This window comes from Streptomyces sp. NPDC015345 (assembly GCF_043078805.1).
In the GTDB taxonomy this organism is placed as follows: Bacteria; Actinomycetota; Actinomycetes; order Streptomycetales; family Streptomycetaceae; genus Streptomyces.
Genome location: NZ_JBIBTX010000001.1, coordinates 164,167 through 178,087, shown reverse-complemented (window position 1 = coordinate 178,087; position 13,921 = coordinate 164,167). Strand labels below are relative to the sequence as shown.

Below are 13,921 nucleotides of genomic sequence, written 5' to 3'. Positions count from 1 at the left end.
GCGTCTCTCCCCTCACCGGGCGGGACGCCTTCGGCGTATCCGCACCCGCACCCGTACCCGTACACGTCCGGCGCCCGGAAGAGGCCTTGTCCGGTACCCGTCGCCGTGGTCGGCTGCTCCCATGTCCGTACGTACTGAACGCGCAGGCCCCGTCACCACCGTCGTACTGTCCCGCCCCGCCGCGCGGAACGCCGTCGACGGACCCACCGCGCGCGCCCTGGCCAACGCCTTCCGTGCCTTCGACGCCGACCCCGAGGCATCCGTCGCCGTTCTGTGGGGCGAGGGCGGCACCTTCTGCGCGGGCGCGGACCTCAAGGCCATCGGCACCCCGGACGGCAATGAAGTGACGCGGGACGGCGACGGCCCCATGGGCCCCACCCGGATGCGCCTGGCCAAGCCGGTGATCGCGGCGATCTCCGGTCACGCCGTCGCGGGCGGCCTCGAACTGGCCCTCTGGTGCGATCTGCGGGTCGCCGAGGAGGACGCCGTCCTCGGCGTCTTCTGCCGCCGCTGGGGTGTGCCGCTCATCGACGGCGGGACGGTGCGGCTGCCCCGGCTGATCGGCGAGGGTCGCGCCATGGACCTGGTCCTGACGGGCCGTCCGGTGGACGCGGCGGAGGCGCTCGGCATGGGCCTGGTCAACCGCGTGGTCCCCGCGGGCACCTCGCGCGCCGCGGCCGAGCGGCTCGCCGCAGAGATCGCCGCGTTCCCGCAGACGTGCCTGCGGGAGGACCGGCTCTCCCTCCTCGAACAGGGCGGCCTGTCCGAACAGGACGCGATGGCAGGCGAGTTGCGGCACGGGCTGCGCTCCCTGACCGAGGGGAACGAGGCGGCCGAGGGCGCCGCCCGGTTCGCGGCGGGGGCGGGACGGCACGGGGCGTTCACGGACGACTGAGGACGCCGAAGGCTGGAGGGGCTGCCGGAACGCTTGCCGTGCTGGACGCCCCCCACCTCGGCGTCGTACGGCCGCGCGCCGGGCAGCGGCTGCCAGTTGCCGGTCACCTCCCAGACGGTGGCCGGCAAACCGCGCGACCGGCTCTCTCACTCCATGCCCTGGTCGAGTTCCGCCGCGTACGGAGGCTCCGCCCCCGCCCGTGAGCAGGTGATCGCCGCTGCGCGTGCCGCGAAGCGGAGGACGGCCGTCCAGCCGTCCTCGTCCAGGGCGGCCAAGGCCTCCGCCGAGAGCGCGTCCCGGGCCGCGAGGCCGTGCAGGAGGGCCGCGTTGACGGTGTCGCCCGCGCCGATCGTGTCCACCACGTCGACCGGTTCGCCGGGCACCCGCACCTCCGTGCCGTCCCGTGTGTAGAGGGAGAGGCCCTCGCCGCCGTGCGTGACCACCACGGCCGATGGCCCGGCGGTCAGCCACTCCCGCGGGGTGCCGCCGAGCCAGTGGGCGTCGTCCTGCGAGAGCTTGAGCAGCGTGACGGACGGCAGCCAGCTCGTGAACCGCGCGCGGTAGGCGTCGGCGTCGGGGATCAGCCCGGCCCGTACGTTGGGGTCGAGCACCGTGAACACCCCGCGCGCCGCCGCCCGGCGCAGCAGTTCCTCGTACGCGCTCGCGCCCGGCTCCAGGACGAGCGAGCAGGTGCCGAACGACATGGCCCGTACACCGTCGGGCAGTTGACCGGGGGCGCTGAAGAGCCGGTCGGCCGTGCCCTCCACGTAGAAGGCGTACCCGGCCGAGCCGTCCGCGCCGACCGACGCCACGGCGAGCGTCGTCGGCTCGGGGCCCCGCTGCACGTACGAGACGTCGACACCGGCCGCCCGCAACCCGTCGAGAAGCGCCTCGCCGAACGCGTCCCGCGAGACGCGCGAGCAGAAGGCGACGGGGGAACCGAGACGGCCGAGCGCCACGGCGGAGTTGTACGGGCCCCCGCCGAGGCGCGGCACGAGCGCCGGCAGCCGGGCCGCGGCGCCCCCCTCCGCCTCCTGCGGCACGAGGTCGATCAGGGCCTCTCCTGCGACGACTATCACGGCGGTTCCTCTCCGGCGCTGCCTCGGCTCGGCTCGGGCCGCGCGGGCCCTGCGTCCCGCACAGGCTAGGCCGTGCGGGACCCCTCGGCGGGAAGCGGGCACCACTCGGGCACGCCCGCGCCGCACCCGGTCCAAACGGCTCCCGCCGGTATCGTCTGCCCCGTCACCGACGCCCCTGACCTGTGGAGACACCATGCCCGGCACGCCCCCCGCCCGCCGCACCGTGCTGCGGGCCGCCGCCCTCGCCCCGGCCGTCGGGCTCGGGCTCACCGCCTGCTCCTCGGGTGACGGGGGATCGAACCGGTCGGCGCCGACCGCGCCGGTGGACCTCGGGAAGTCCGACGACGTGAAGGTGGGCGCCTCGAAGCTGTACACCGATCAGAACGTGGTCGTCAGCCGGATCTCCGACGACGAGTACACGGCGTACAGCACGATCTGCACCCATGCCCGCTGCCCGATCAACAAGCTGGAGGGGCGCAAGCTGATCTGCCAGTGCCACGGCAGTCAGTTCGACGCCACGAACGGCGAGGTCCTGAAGGAACCGGCCGTCAAGCCGCTGCCCGAACTGCCGGTGAAGGTGGAGAACGGCAAGATCATCGCGGGCCCGGCGAAGAAGGCCTAGGGCCTGTCTGACAATTCGCGTCGTCGCCGGAGGCAGGCGGGAATTGTCAGACAGGCCCTAGGACCCGCCCGGCCTCACTCCCAGTCCCACGCGATCCCCAGCAGCCCCGCCCGCACCTGCGGCTCCACCAGGTGCACCGAGCGGTGGCTGCCGCTCAGCGTCAGCTCCTGGCGTCCGCCGCGCGGGCCCGCGGCCGACTGCTGGGCGAAGCGGTGGCAGCGTACGGGCAGGGCCTGGTCGTCGAAGCGGATCTGGAGCGCGTACTGGCCGCCCGCGTAGGTGAAGCCCCGCACGTACTCGGTGGCCGTCCCCGCGGTGCCGTCATCGAAGCCGTAGGCGAACAGGTGGGTGTCGCCTGCCCGCAGCCGCGTGTCGAAGAGCAGTTCGGCGACCAGCACGCCCGCTCCCTCGTGCCACCGCACGCGGCCGGTCCGGCAGTTCTCCAGGGCGCGCACCCGCACCCGGTCGGGGGCGCAGCCGGGATCACCGTGGTGGATGGCGACGTAGCGGTCCACGCCGTCCCGATGGGCGCGCACAGCGTGCTGTGACTCCCGGCCGACCAGCTCACGCCGCGCGCCGATCCGCACCCGCTCGTGATGGCCGATGGTGTGCAGCCCGCCGTCCACCGGGGAGCCCAGCTCGACGAGGAGCGCGCGCAGCACGTCGGAGGCCTCCACGAGGGAGCGGTACGAACGGGCGGCGGGCCGTTCCCTGTCGGCGCGCTCGCCCGGCCGGGCCAGGAGCCGGATCAGCGACTCCTCGGGCAACTGGAGGATCTCCTCCAGGGCGCGTACGGCGCGCAGCGACTCGGCGCGCTGGGGGCGCCGGGCCCCCTGCTGCCAGTAACTCAGGCTGGTCACGCCGACGTGGATGCCGTACTGGGCCAGATGGTGCCGCACCCTCTGGAGCGGCAGCCGCCGGCTGGCGATCGCGGTGCGCAGCGCGATGTGGAAGGGGCCGGTGCGCAGGGCGGCCGCGAGGTCCGCCAGGTCCGCCGTGTCCACCGAGTCCGCCGGACGCGCCGGATCCGCCGGGTATCCGTCCGCCGTCCGGGCCGCGCCCGACGCGGGCGAGCGCCCCGCGGGCAAGCGCTCCGCGGGCACGCCCTCCGCGCGTACGCCCTCCGCCAACTGTGTGCCGTGCCGCATGCGGCCCTCCTGTGAACGTTCACTCCAGCCGCCCCGGCGTTCGTGCCGGTCGGAGCGGGTCGCCAGGTGGGCGTACGACGTCCGTTCACTTCCGTACGCCCGCCGTTCACGGCCCAGGTAATTCCGCATTGAAGCGTGTTGACCTGCACCCGACAACACTCGATGCTCAATCGCAGCGTCCGGACGCGCTCCTCCATACCCCACACCCCGCTCGGGAGGACCGCGATGCGCCCACCGATCAGCAGGAACAGCGGCATAGGCAGACGTAAGCGCCTGGCCACGCTCGCCGTCGTCGCGGCGGCGCTCCTCGCCGCCCCCACGGCCACGGCCACGGCGGCCCCCGCCCCCGTCCCCACCGCCGCGCCCGCCGCCGACAAGGCGAACGGCACCGCCGCCGACCCGTCCGCGCTCGCCGCCAGACGCCTGAACATCACCATGCAGGCGCAAGCGAAGACCAACTGGTGCTGGGCGGCCGGCGGCAACACCATCGCGGCCTTCATGGGCCGCAACTACAGCCAGAACCAGTTCTGCAACGCCGCCTTCGGACGCAGCCAGAACACCGAGTGCCCCAACAACCAGGCCACGCTCGGCAACGTCCAGAACGGCCTGCGCTGGGCGGGCATCAACCCGGGCTCGTACGTCACCGGCTGGCTCCGCTACCCCACGGTGAAGACGGAGATCGACTCCGGACGCCCGGTGGAGACCCGCATCCAGTGGTCCAACGGCGGCGGCCACATGCACGTCCTCTACGGCTACGACGACGCCAACAGCTGGGTCTACTGGGGCGACCCCTGGCCCTCGAGCGACCGTTACAACTGGGCCTCGCACGCCTGGTACGTCGACAACAACACCTTCTCCTGGACCCACTCGCTCTACCGGATCGGGGCGTGAGCGCGATGACCCGTCACCTTCCCCGCCACCTGGTCAAGGCCGCGCTCGCCGGTTCGGCCGCCACCCTCTTCCTGGGCCTCGCGGCCCCGCAGGCCTCCGCGGACACCGGCCCCGCCGCTCCCTCCGCGGCCTCCCGCGCCGCCGCGCACCAGGCCGCCGAGGCGCCGCGGACCCTCGACACGCTCTCCCGCTTCTTCGCCCGGGAGGGAGCGGTCACCAAGGCCGCCGCGGACCCGAGCATCGAGGGCAGGGCCGTGCCCGTGTACTACCTCTCCCCGGAGTTCGTCGCGGGCAAGAAGGGCGCTCCGGTCGCCCGCCTGGAGTTCCTCGCCAGCAAGGCCGTCTCCTCCGACGGCCAGAAGGCCTCCCTGTGGACCGTCGAGCGGGGCGGTTCCTGGCAGGTCGTGAACATCGCCACAGGGGACGACGAGACCCGCTACGCGCGCGTGGGCGCCGAGAAGCTGCCCGGCGGCACCGTCTTCCACGAGCCGCAGATCAACGCGTGGTACGTGCAGGGCCACGCGCGCGTGCTGCCCCTCGACAAGGACGCGGTCCGCGCGGTGGGCGCCGAAGGGACCTCGCTGGCCGCCTACCGCGAGCGCGTCCAGAAGGCGTACGGCGACAAGCTGCCGGGCTCCGCGTACGAGAAGTCCGGCAAGGCGGGCGGGTACGACGACGCGGCGAGGCCCGAGCAGGCATCCGGCCAAGGGCAGGATCAGGGCGGTCCCGTCACCGTCGCCTCCTCGCTGGCGGGCGCGGGCGCCCTGGCCGCCCTCGGCCTGTCCGGGGCGGCGCTGGTGAGGCGCCGCCGGTTCCGGCACCAGGGCTGATCGGGGGGAACGGCGGCCGGCACCCCGGCCGCCGTTTCGGTACGTCGTCCGGGCCGGGCGGCGGCCGCCGTTTCCGTACGTCCTCCCGCCCCGGCGGCGGCCCCCGGACTGTCAGCCCACGCCAGTAGGCTGTCCGACATGGCCGACCCTTCCAGCTACCGCCCCAAGCCGGGACAGGTCCCCGACGCCCCGGGGGTCTACAAATTCCGCGACGAGCACCGCCGGGTGATCTACGTCGGGAAGGCCAAAAGCCTGCGCCAGCGCCTCGCCAGCTACTTCCAGGACCTGGCGAACCTCCACCCCCGCACCCGCTCCATGGTGACGACCGCCGCCTCCGTCGAGTGGACGGTGGTGAACAACGAGGTCGAGGCGCTCCAGCTGGAGTACTCCTGGATCAAGGAGTTCGACCCCCGGTTCAACGTCAAGTACCGCGACGACAAGAGCTACCCCTACCTCGCGGTGACGATGAACGAGAAGTTCCCGCGCGTGCAGGTGATGCGCGGCCAGAAGAAGAAGGGCGTGCGCTACTTCGGGCCGTACGGCCACGCGTGGGCGATCCGTGACACCGTCGACCTCCTCCTGCGCGCCTTCCCGGTGCGCACCTGCTCCGCGGGCGTGTTCAAGAACGCCACCCGCACCGGCCGCCCCTGCCTGCTGGGCTACATCGGCAAGTGCTCGGCGCCCTGTGTGGAGCGCGTCACCCCCGAGGACCACCGCCAACTCGCCGAGGATTTCTGCGACTTCATGGCGGGCCGCACGGGGACGTACATCCGCCGCCTGGAGCGGCAGATGACGGACGCGGCCGAGGAGATGGAGTACGAGCGCGCGGCGCGCCTGCGCGACGACATCGACGCCCTCAAGAAGGCGATGGAGAAGAGCGCCGTCGTCCTCGCCGACGCCACCGACGCCGACCTGATCGCCCTCGCCGAGGACGAGCTCGAAGCCGCCGTCCAGATCTTCCACGTCCGCGGCGGCCGTGTGCGCGGCCAGCGCGGCTGGGTCACCGACAAGGTCGAGGCCGTCACCAGCGGCGACCTCGTCGAACACGCCCTCCAGCAGCTGTACGGCGAGGAGAGCGGCGACGCCGTGCCCAAGGAGGTGCTCGTCCCCGCCCTGCCCGAGCCCCTGGAGCCGGTCCAGGAGTGGCTGACCGAGCGCCGCGGGGCGAACGTCTCGTTGCGCATCCCGCAGCGCGGCGACAAGAAGGCCCTGATGGAGACCGTCGCGCGCAACGCCCAGCAGTCCCTGGTCCTGCACAAGACCAAGCGCGCCTCCGACCTGACCACCCGCTCCCGCGCCCTGGAGGAGATCGCCGCCGCCCTGGAGCTGGACAGCGCCCCCTTGCGCATCGAGTGCTACGACGTCTCGCATCTCCAGGGCGACGACGTCGTGGCGTCGATGGTCGTCTTCGAGGACGGCCTCGCCAGGAAGAGCGAGTACCGCCGCTTCCAGATCAAGGGTCGTGTCGGGGACACGCAAATCTGGCACGGCGAGGGCCAGGACGACGTCCGCTCCATGCACGAGGTGATCGCCCGCCGCTTCAAGCGCTACATCTCCGACAAGGAGAAGACGGGGGAGTGGTCGGACGAGGGGGCCGCCACGGACACCATCGACGCCAACGGCGAGGTGCCCGCGAGCGGTCTGACCGAGGAGGACGGCCGCCCCAAGCGCTTCGCGTACCCCCCGCAGCTCGTCGTCGTCGACGGCGGCCGGCCGCAGGTCGCGGCCGCCAAGCGGGCCCTGGACGAGCTGGGCATCGACGACATCGCGGTCTGCGGCCTCGCCAAGCGCCTGGAGGAGGTCTGGGTCCCCGGCGAGGACGACCCGGTCATCCTGCCGCGCACCAGCGAGGGGCTCTACCTCCTGCAACGCGTACGGGACGAGGCGCACCGCTTCGCGATCACCTACCAGCGGGCCAAGCGGGCCAAGCGCTTCAAGGCGGGGCCGCTGGACGACGTGCCGGGCCTAGGCGACGCCCGCAAGCGGACACTGATCAAGCACTTCGGTTCGGTGAAGCGGCTGCGATCCGCGACAATCGACCAGATCTGCGAGGTGCCCGGCATAGGCCGCAAGACCGCCGAGGCCATCGTGGCGGCCCTCGCCGGGGCGGTGCCCGCGGGCCCCGCCGTGAACATGGCGACCGGAGAGATCATGGAAGACGAGGAGCCCACCGCCGCGGGTGCCTCCGACAGCGAAGCCGAGGGGCCCACCTCCGTGGGTGCCTCGGGCAGCGAAGCCGAGGGGCCCGTGACGGTGGGGTTCCCCGGTAGCGAAGGCGAGGAGCCCGTGACCGCGGGTCCCTCCGGCAGTGCAGGCGAGGAGCCCGTGACCGCGGGCACCTCAGAGGAACGACGGGGGCAGGACACATGAGCGAGCACGACGAAGGTGGAGAGCAAGTGAGCGCGGGCACGCCGATCGAGACGCCAGGAGTCCCCGACACGGCGATCCCCGAACTGGTGATCATCTCCGGTATGTCGGGTGCCGGACGCAGCACGGCGGCCAAGTGCCTGGAGGATCTCGGCTGGTTCGTGGTCGACAATCTGCCGCCCGCGCTGATCCCCACCATGGTGGAGCTCGGCGCCCGCTCGCAGGGCAACGTCGCCCGCATCGCGGTCGTCGTCGACGTACGCGGCCGCCGCTTCTTCGACAACCTCCGCGAGTCCCTCGCCGAGCTGGAGTCCAAGAACGTCACGCGGCGCATCGTCTTCCTGGAGTCCTCCGACGAGGCCCTGGTCCGCCGCTTCGAGTCGGTCCGCCGCCCCCACCCGCTCCAGGGCGACGGCCGCATCGTCGACGGCATCGCGGCCGAGCGCGACCTGCTGCGCGAGCTGCGCGGCGACGCCGACCTGGTCATCGACACCTCCAGCCTGAACGTCCACGAGCTGCGCGCCAAGATGGACGCCCAGTTCGCGGGCGAGGAGGAGCCCGAGCTGCGGGCCACCGTCATGTCCTTCGGCTTCAAGTACGGCCTGCCGGTCGACGCCGACCTGGTCGTGGACATGCGCTTCCTCCCCAACCCGCACTGGGTCCCGGAGCTGCGCCAGTACACCGGCCTCAACGACGAGGTGGCCGCGTACGTCTTCAACCAGCCCGGCGCCAAGGAGTTCCTCGACCGCTACGCCGAGCTGCTCCAGCTCATCGCCGCCGGCTACCGCCGCGAGGGCAAGCGGTACGTGACGATCGCGGTCGGCTGCACGGGCGGCAAGCACCGCTCCGTGGCCATGTCGGAGAAGCTCGCGGCGCGCCTGGCGTCCGAGGGCGTGGAGACCGTCATCGTCCACCGGGACATGGGGCGCGAGTGAAGCCGACCCGCCGGACCGTCCGCCTGAGCCGTCTGGGCCGCAAGCGGGGCACCCAGCCGAAGGTGGTCGCGCTCGGCGGGGGCATGGGCCTGTCCGCCTCGCTCGCCGCGCTGCGCCGCATCACCGGGGCCGGTGACCTCACCGCTGTCGTCACCGTCGCCGACGACGGCGGCTCCAGCGGCCGGCTCCGCGACGAGCTGGGCGTGCTGCCGCCCGGCGACCTGCGCAAGGCGCTCGCCGCGCTCTGCGGCGACGACGACTGGGGCCAGACCTGGGCCCGCGTCATCCAGCACCGCTTCCAGTCCCGCGGCGACCTGCACGAGCACGCGGTCGGCAATCTGCTCATCGTCGCCCTGTGGGAGCAGCTCGGCGACCACGTCCAGGCCCTGGACCTGGTCGGCCGCCTGCTCGGTGCCCAGGGCCGCGTCCTGCCCATGTCCGCCGTGCCGCTGGAGCTCCAGGCCCTGGTCAAGGGCCACGACCCGAGCCGCCCCGACGACGTGGACACCGTCCGCGGCCAGGCCACGGTGGCCCTCACCCCGGGCGAGGTGCAGTCCGTCCACGTCGTCCCGCACGACCCGCCGGCCGTCCCCGAGGCGGTCGCCGCCGTCCTCGACGCGGACTGGGTGGTGCTCGGCCCTGGCTCCTGGTTCTCCTCGGTGATCCCGCATCTGCTGGTCCCCGAACTGCTCGACGCGCTCACCGAGACGAAGGCCCGCAAGGTCCTCCCGCTCAACCTCGCGCCGCAACCGGGAGAAACCGATGGCTTCTCTCCGCAGCGTCATTTGGAGGTTTTGGCCCGACACGCCCCTAAACTCGCCCTGGACGTGGTGCTGGCCGACGAGGCCGCCGTGCCCGACCGTGAGTCACTGACCGATGCCGCGAAGCGGCTCGGTGCCACGGTCGAGCTGGCGCCGGTGGCCCGGCCCGACGGGACTCCGAGGCACGATCCGGAGCTCCTGGCAGCCGCGTACGACCGTATTTTTCGGATGCATGGAAGGATCGGCCCATGGCGATGACGGCAGCGGTGAAGGACGAGATCTCCCGGCTCCCCGTCACCCGGACCTGCTGCAGGAAGGCAGAGGTCTCGGCGATCCTGCGGTTCGCGGGCGGCCTTCACCTGGTGAGCGGCCGCATCGTGATCGAGGCGGAGCTGGACACCGCGATGGCGGCGCGCCGCCTGAAGCGGGACATCCTGGAGATCTTCGGGCACAGCTCGGAGCTGATCGTGATGGCCCCCGGCGGCCTGCGGCGCGGCTCGCGTTACGTCGTCCGGGTGGTCGCGGGCGGCGATCAGCTTGCCCGCCAGACGGGCCTCGTGGACGGCCGCGGACGCCCCATCCGTGGTCTGCCGCCGCAGGTGGTCTCGGGGGCCACCTGCGACGCCGAGGCGGCCTGGCGCGGGGCGTTCCTCGCCCACGGCTCGCTCACCGAGCCGGGCCGCTCGTCCTCCCTGGAGGTCACCTGCCCGGGGCCGGAGGCCGCGCTCGCCCTCGTCGGCGCCGCGCGCAGACTCCAGATCGCGGGCAAGGCGCGCGAGGTACGGGGCGTGGACCGGGTCGTCGTACGCGACGGGGACGCGATCGGCGCCCTGCTCACCCGCCTCGGGGCCCACGAGTCGGTGCTGGCCTGGGAGGAGCGGCGGATGCGCCGCGAGGTGCGCGCCACCGCCAACCGCCTGGCCAACTTCGACGACGCGAACCTGCGCCGCTCGGCCCGCGCGGCCGTCGCCGCGGGCGCCCGTGTGCAGCGCGCCCTGGAGATCCTCGGTGACGAGGTGCCCGAGCACCTGGCGGCGGCCGGACGGCTGCGCATGGAGCACAAGCAGGCCTCCCTGGAGGAGCTGGGTGCCCTCGCCGACCCGCCGCTGACCAAGGACGCCGTCGCGGGCCGCATCCGCCGACTGCTGGCCATGGCCGACAAGCGGGCCCAGGACCTGGGCATCCCCGGCACGGAGTCCAATCTGACCGAGGAGCTCGCCGACAACATGGCGGTCTGATCTCGCGTACGTATGGTGGTCTGATCTCACGGGTCTGATCTCGCGACGTACCGAAAGCCGCCGACGCCCCACGGGGCGCCGGCGGCTTTTCCGTGCCCACCCCGCGCACCTTCACCCGCTGTATTGACTTGATCATGCACTGTCACGAGCCTGGCATCCCGCACAACTGTGCCGGACAACCGCAAGGGGGGCTCATGAGACGAAGAGCGAGCGCGAGATCGACCCTCGCCGCGAGCGCACTGCTCATCGGCGGCCTCGTCGCCGCACCGCACGCCCAGGCGAGCGGACCCGCGAAGACCCCGGCCGCCGACGACCCGGCGGCCGTGAAGGTCTACCAGGCCGACGTCACCAAGCAGCAGATACCGATCCTGGTCAAGGCAGGCCAGGACGCGCATGAGCTCGCGGGCCAGGCTCCCGAGCGCGGCACCGGCCCGGTCGAGCTGTACCTGACCGAGGGCCAGGCCAAGGCCATCGAGCGCCAGGGCATCGAACTGCGCGAGCACGAGATCTCCAGGGCCGCGCAGCGCAGGACCGAGGCCGCCGGGGACGGCGTCTACCGGCCCTACAGCGGCAAGGGCGGCCTCAAGGAAGAGATCGTCAGGACCGGACAGGCCCACCCCGGCCTCACCAAGGTCGTCTCCATCGGCAAGACCGTCCAGGGCAAGGACATCCTCGCCCTGAAGCTCTCCAAGAACGCGAAGAAGTCCGAGGACGGTTCCAAGCCCGCCACGCTCTACCTGTCCAACCAGCACGCACGCGAGTGGATCACCCCCGAGATGACCCGCCGCCTGATGCACCACTACCTGGACAACTACGGCAAGGACAAGCGCATCACCAAGCTCGTGGACTCCACCGAGCTGTGGTTCGTGCTCTCCGCCAACCCCGACGGCTACGACTTCACGCACGCCGCCGACGGCGAGCGCCAGTGGCGCAAGAACCTCCGCGACATCGACGGAGACGGGAAGATCGCGCCGGGCGACGGCGTCGACCTCAACCGCAACTTCGCCTACAAGTGGGGCTACGACAACGAGGGTTCGTCGCCCGACGCCTCATCGGAGACCTACCGCGGCACCGGACCGATGTCCGAACCGGAGACCAAGGCGCTCGACCGCTTCCAGAAGCGCATCGGCTTCGAGTACGGCATCAACTACCACTCCGCGGCCGAACTGATCCTCTACGGAGTCGGCTGGCAGGTCGCCACGCCCACCCCGGACGACGTGCTCTACAGGGCACTCGCCGGTACCCCCGAGAAGCCCGCGGTCGCCGGCTACCACCCGCAGGTCTCCTCCGAGCTGTACACCACCAACGGCGAGGCCGACGGCCACGCGGGCAACATCAACGGCATCGCGATGTTCACCCCGGAGATGTCGACCTGCCAGACCGCCTCGAACGTCGACCCGGACGACGCCTGGCGGCCGCAGGACTGCGCGTCGATCTTCACCTTCCCCGACGACGAGAAGCTGATCCAGCAGGAGTTCGCCAAGAACGTCCCGTTCGCGCTCGCCGTCGCCGAGACCGCGCTCCACCCCGACAAGCCGGTCTCCGTCAGCGGCGTCGACGCCCCCGACTTCACCCCGGACACCTTCTCCACCTCGTACGCGCGCGGGGGCGACCAGGAAGTCGCCGTCACCGCCCGCAAGTCCGTGCGCGACAAGGAGCTGAACTACCGGATCAACGGCGGCCGTACGCACGATGAGGACCTCAGGGCCTGGAAGGGCGGCGAGACCTACGGCGGCGAGGACAACCTCCACTTCGACCAGTACCGCGCCGAGATCGAGGACGCGCGCGTGGGCGACAAGGTCGAGGTGTGGTTCACCGGCCGGACCAAGAAGGGCCGCACCCACAGCGAGCACTTCACATACACGGTCGCCGAACGGCCGAGGGCGAGCACGCTCGTCGTCGCCGAGGAAGGCGCCACGGCCGCCCAGACCCAGAAGTACGTCGAAGCCCTGAAGGCCAACAAACGCTCCGCCGCCGTCTGGGACGTGGCCAAGCAAGGCGTCCCGCACCCGCTCGGCGTCCTGTCGCACTTCTCCGCCGTCGTGCACCACACGGGCGACGCCGTCCCCGGCGCCCCCACCCAGCTCGCCCTGCGCGCCTACCTCAACGAGGGCGGCAAGCTCATCGAGTCCGGCGAGCGGGCCGGCGGCACCGTCGACCTGGGCCAGGCCCTGACCGACGACTTCGCGCAGTACTACCTGGGGGCGTACGAACGTCTGCCCGCACCCGGCGCCAAGGGCTTCGAGGGCAGCGGCGCGCTCAAGGGAGTGAAGGGTCCGCTCGGCGACGCCGGCACCAACCCGCTCGACAAGGCCGGCCGCTTCACCGTCACCTCCGACAACCTGCCCGTCAAGCAGTTCCCGCAGTTCAAGAGCGCCGCCGCGGGCTCCTACCCGGGCATCACCAACCCGTACGCCCCCTTCGCGGGCCAGGGCATGGCCTCCGCCACCCACGCCGACCGGGACTACAAGCGGCTCACCCGCACCCTGGACCTCACCGGAGTCTCGGCCGCCGACAAGCCGGAGCTGCGGTTCGCGCTCAACTGGAGCCTGGAGTCCGGCTACGACCACGGGCTGCTCGAAGCCCGCACCCCGGGCGCCGACGACTGGACGACGCTGCCCGACAAGAACGGCCACAGCCGGGCCACCGTGCCCGCCGAGTGCGCGGCCGGGTTCTTCCTCAACGGCCACCCCTTCCTGCGCCACTACCTGACGCAGGAGGCGAGCGGCTGCACGGCCACCGGCACCAGCGGCTCCTGGAACAGCTTCACGGGCTCCTCCGGCGGCTGGCAGCCCGTCGCCTTCGACCTGAGCGCCTACGCGGGCAAGAAGGTCGAGATCTCCCTCAGCTCGGTCACCGACCCCTCCAGCGGCGGGCGCGGCCTCTTCGCCGACAACGCCCAGCTGGTCGTCGGCGGCGACGTCAAGGAGACCGAAGGCTTCGAGACCTCGCTCGGCGCCTGGGCCGTCACCGCGCCCCCGGCGGGGAGCCCCAATATCACAGGCGACTGGGCGCGGACCGGGGAGCTCCACCGACCCCACGCGGCGATTACAGCGCGTGACAGTGTGCTGCTCGGCTTCGGCTTCGAACACGTCCCCGGAAGGGCCGACAGAGCCGCTCTTATGGGCGCCTCCCTGGCACATCTGCGCAGCTGA

The 13,921-nt window shown here is 72.2% G+C and carries 11 protein-coding genes; 9 read left to right on the top strand and 2 right to left on the bottom strand.

What is annotated here, in order from left to right:
- Positions 1–121 precede the first annotated feature (121 nt).
- Positions 122–895 carry a crotonase/enoyl-CoA hydratase family protein gene (locus ACF062_RS00885; protein WP_392133973.1) on the top strand — a complete coding sequence of 258 codons (774 nt, stop codon included), beginning with the start codon at positions 122–124 and terminating at the stop codon, positions 893–895.
- 146 nt (positions 896–1,041) lie between these two features.
- On the opposite strand, the gene ACF062_RS00880 is transcribed toward ACF062_RS00885, so the two are convergent.
- Positions 1,042–1,974: a carbohydrate kinase gene (locus ACF062_RS00880; protein WP_392133970.1), complete on the bottom strand. Its 933-nt coding sequence runs from the start codon at positions 1,972–1,974 to the stop codon at positions 1,042–1,044.
- 193 nt (positions 1,975–2,167) lie between these two features.
- On the opposite strand from ACF062_RS00880, the gene ACF062_RS00875 reads away from it, so the two are divergent.
- Complete coding sequence (locus tag ACF062_RS00875; RefSeq protein WP_392133967.1) at positions 2,168–2,596, top strand: Rieske (2Fe-2S) protein; 429 nt, start codon at positions 2,168–2,170, stop codon at positions 2,594–2,596.
- Between the two features lie 74 nt (positions 2,597–2,670).
- On the opposite strand, the gene ACF062_RS00870 is transcribed toward ACF062_RS00875, so the two are convergent.
- Positions 2,671–3,744, bottom strand: a complete 1,074-nt coding sequence (locus ACF062_RS00870) for a hypothetical protein (RefSeq protein ID WP_392133964.1) — start codon at positions 3,742–3,744, stop codon at positions 2,671–2,673.
- A 225-nt stretch (positions 3,745–3,969) separates the two neighbouring features.
- Between ACF062_RS00870 and ACF062_RS00865 the strand changes: the two genes are divergently transcribed.
- From ACF062_RS00865 to ACF062_RS00835, 7 genes are all read left to right on the top strand, one after another.
- Positions 3,970–4,635, top strand: a complete 666-nt coding sequence (locus tag ACF062_RS00865; protein WP_392133961.1) for a papain-like cysteine protease family protein — start codon at positions 3,970–3,972, stop codon at positions 4,633–4,635.
- 5 nt (positions 4,636–4,640) lie between these two features.
- On the top strand, positions 4,641–5,465 hold the full coding sequence (locus ACF062_RS00860; protein WP_392136399.1) for a hypothetical protein: 825 nt from the start codon (positions 4,641–4,643) through the stop codon (positions 5,463–5,465).
- A 138-nt stretch (positions 5,466–5,603) separates the two neighbouring features.
- On the top strand, positions 5,604–7,835 hold the full coding sequence (gene uvrC, locus ACF062_RS00855) for an excinuclease ABC subunit UvrC (protein WP_392133959.1): 2,232 nt from the start codon (positions 5,604–5,606) through the stop codon (positions 7,833–7,835).
- Entirely contained in the window at positions 7,832–8,767 is a 936-nt protein-coding gene (gene rapZ, locus ACF062_RS00850) for an RNase adapter RapZ (protein WP_223773985.1), read from the top strand. The genes uvrC and rapZ overlap by 4 nt, the downstream gene beginning before the upstream one ends.
- The gene (gene yvcK / locus ACF062_RS00845) at positions 8,764–9,786 is read left to right on the top strand and encodes a uridine diphosphate-N-acetylglucosamine-binding protein YvcK (protein WP_356577551.1); all 1,023 of its coding nucleotides are present in this window, start codon (positions 8,764–8,766) and stop codon (positions 9,784–9,786) included. Before rapZ ends, yvcK begins: the two co-directional genes overlap by 4 nt.
- A complete protein-coding gene (gene whiA, locus ACF062_RS00840) occupies positions 9,777–10,766 on the top strand; it encodes a DNA-binding protein WhiA (RefSeq protein WP_030784145.1) in 990 nt (329 codons plus the stop codon). Before yvcK ends, whiA begins: the two co-directional genes overlap by 10 nt.
- Before the next feature lie 194 nt (positions 10,767–10,960).
- A complete protein-coding gene (locus ACF062_RS00835; RefSeq protein WP_392133955.1) occupies positions 10,961–13,921 on the top strand; it encodes a M14 family zinc carboxypeptidase in 2,961 nt (986 codons plus the stop codon).

Bases quoted from the DNA above. Each gene is read 5' to 3' on its own strand.
- ACF062_RS00885 (WP_392133973.1), top strand. From the start codon at position 122: ATGTCCGTACGTACTGAACGCGCAGGCCCCGTCACCACCGTCGTACTG.
- ACF062_RS00875 (WP_392133967.1), top strand. From the start codon at position 2,168: ATGCCCGGCACGCCCCCCGCCCGCCGCACCGTGCTGCGGGCCGCCGCC.
- ACF062_RS00870 (WP_392133964.1), bottom strand. From the start codon at position 3,744: ATGCGGCACGGCACACAGTTGGCGGAGGGCGTACGCGCGGAGGGCGTG.
- ACF062_RS00865 (WP_392133961.1), top strand. From the start codon at position 3,970: ATGCGCCCACCGATCAGCAGGAACAGCGGCATAGGCAGACGTAAGCGC.
- ACF062_RS00860 (WP_392136399.1), top strand. From the start codon at position 4,641: ATGACCCGTCACCTTCCCCGCCACCTGGTCAAGGCCGCGCTCGCCGGT.
- uvrC (WP_392133959.1), top strand. From the start codon at position 5,604: ATGGCCGACCCTTCCAGCTACCGCCCCAAGCCGGGACAGGTCCCCGAC.
- rapZ (WP_223773985.1), top strand. From the start codon at position 7,832: ATGAGCGAGCACGACGAAGGTGGAGAGCAAGTGAGCGCGGGCACGCCG.
- whiA (WP_030784145.1), top strand. From the start codon at position 9,777: ATGGCGATGACGGCAGCGGTGAAGGACGAGATCTCCCGGCTCCCCGTC.
- ACF062_RS00835 (WP_392133955.1), top strand. From the start codon at position 10,961: ATGAGACGAAGAGCGAGCGCGAGATCGACCCTCGCCGCGAGCGCACTG.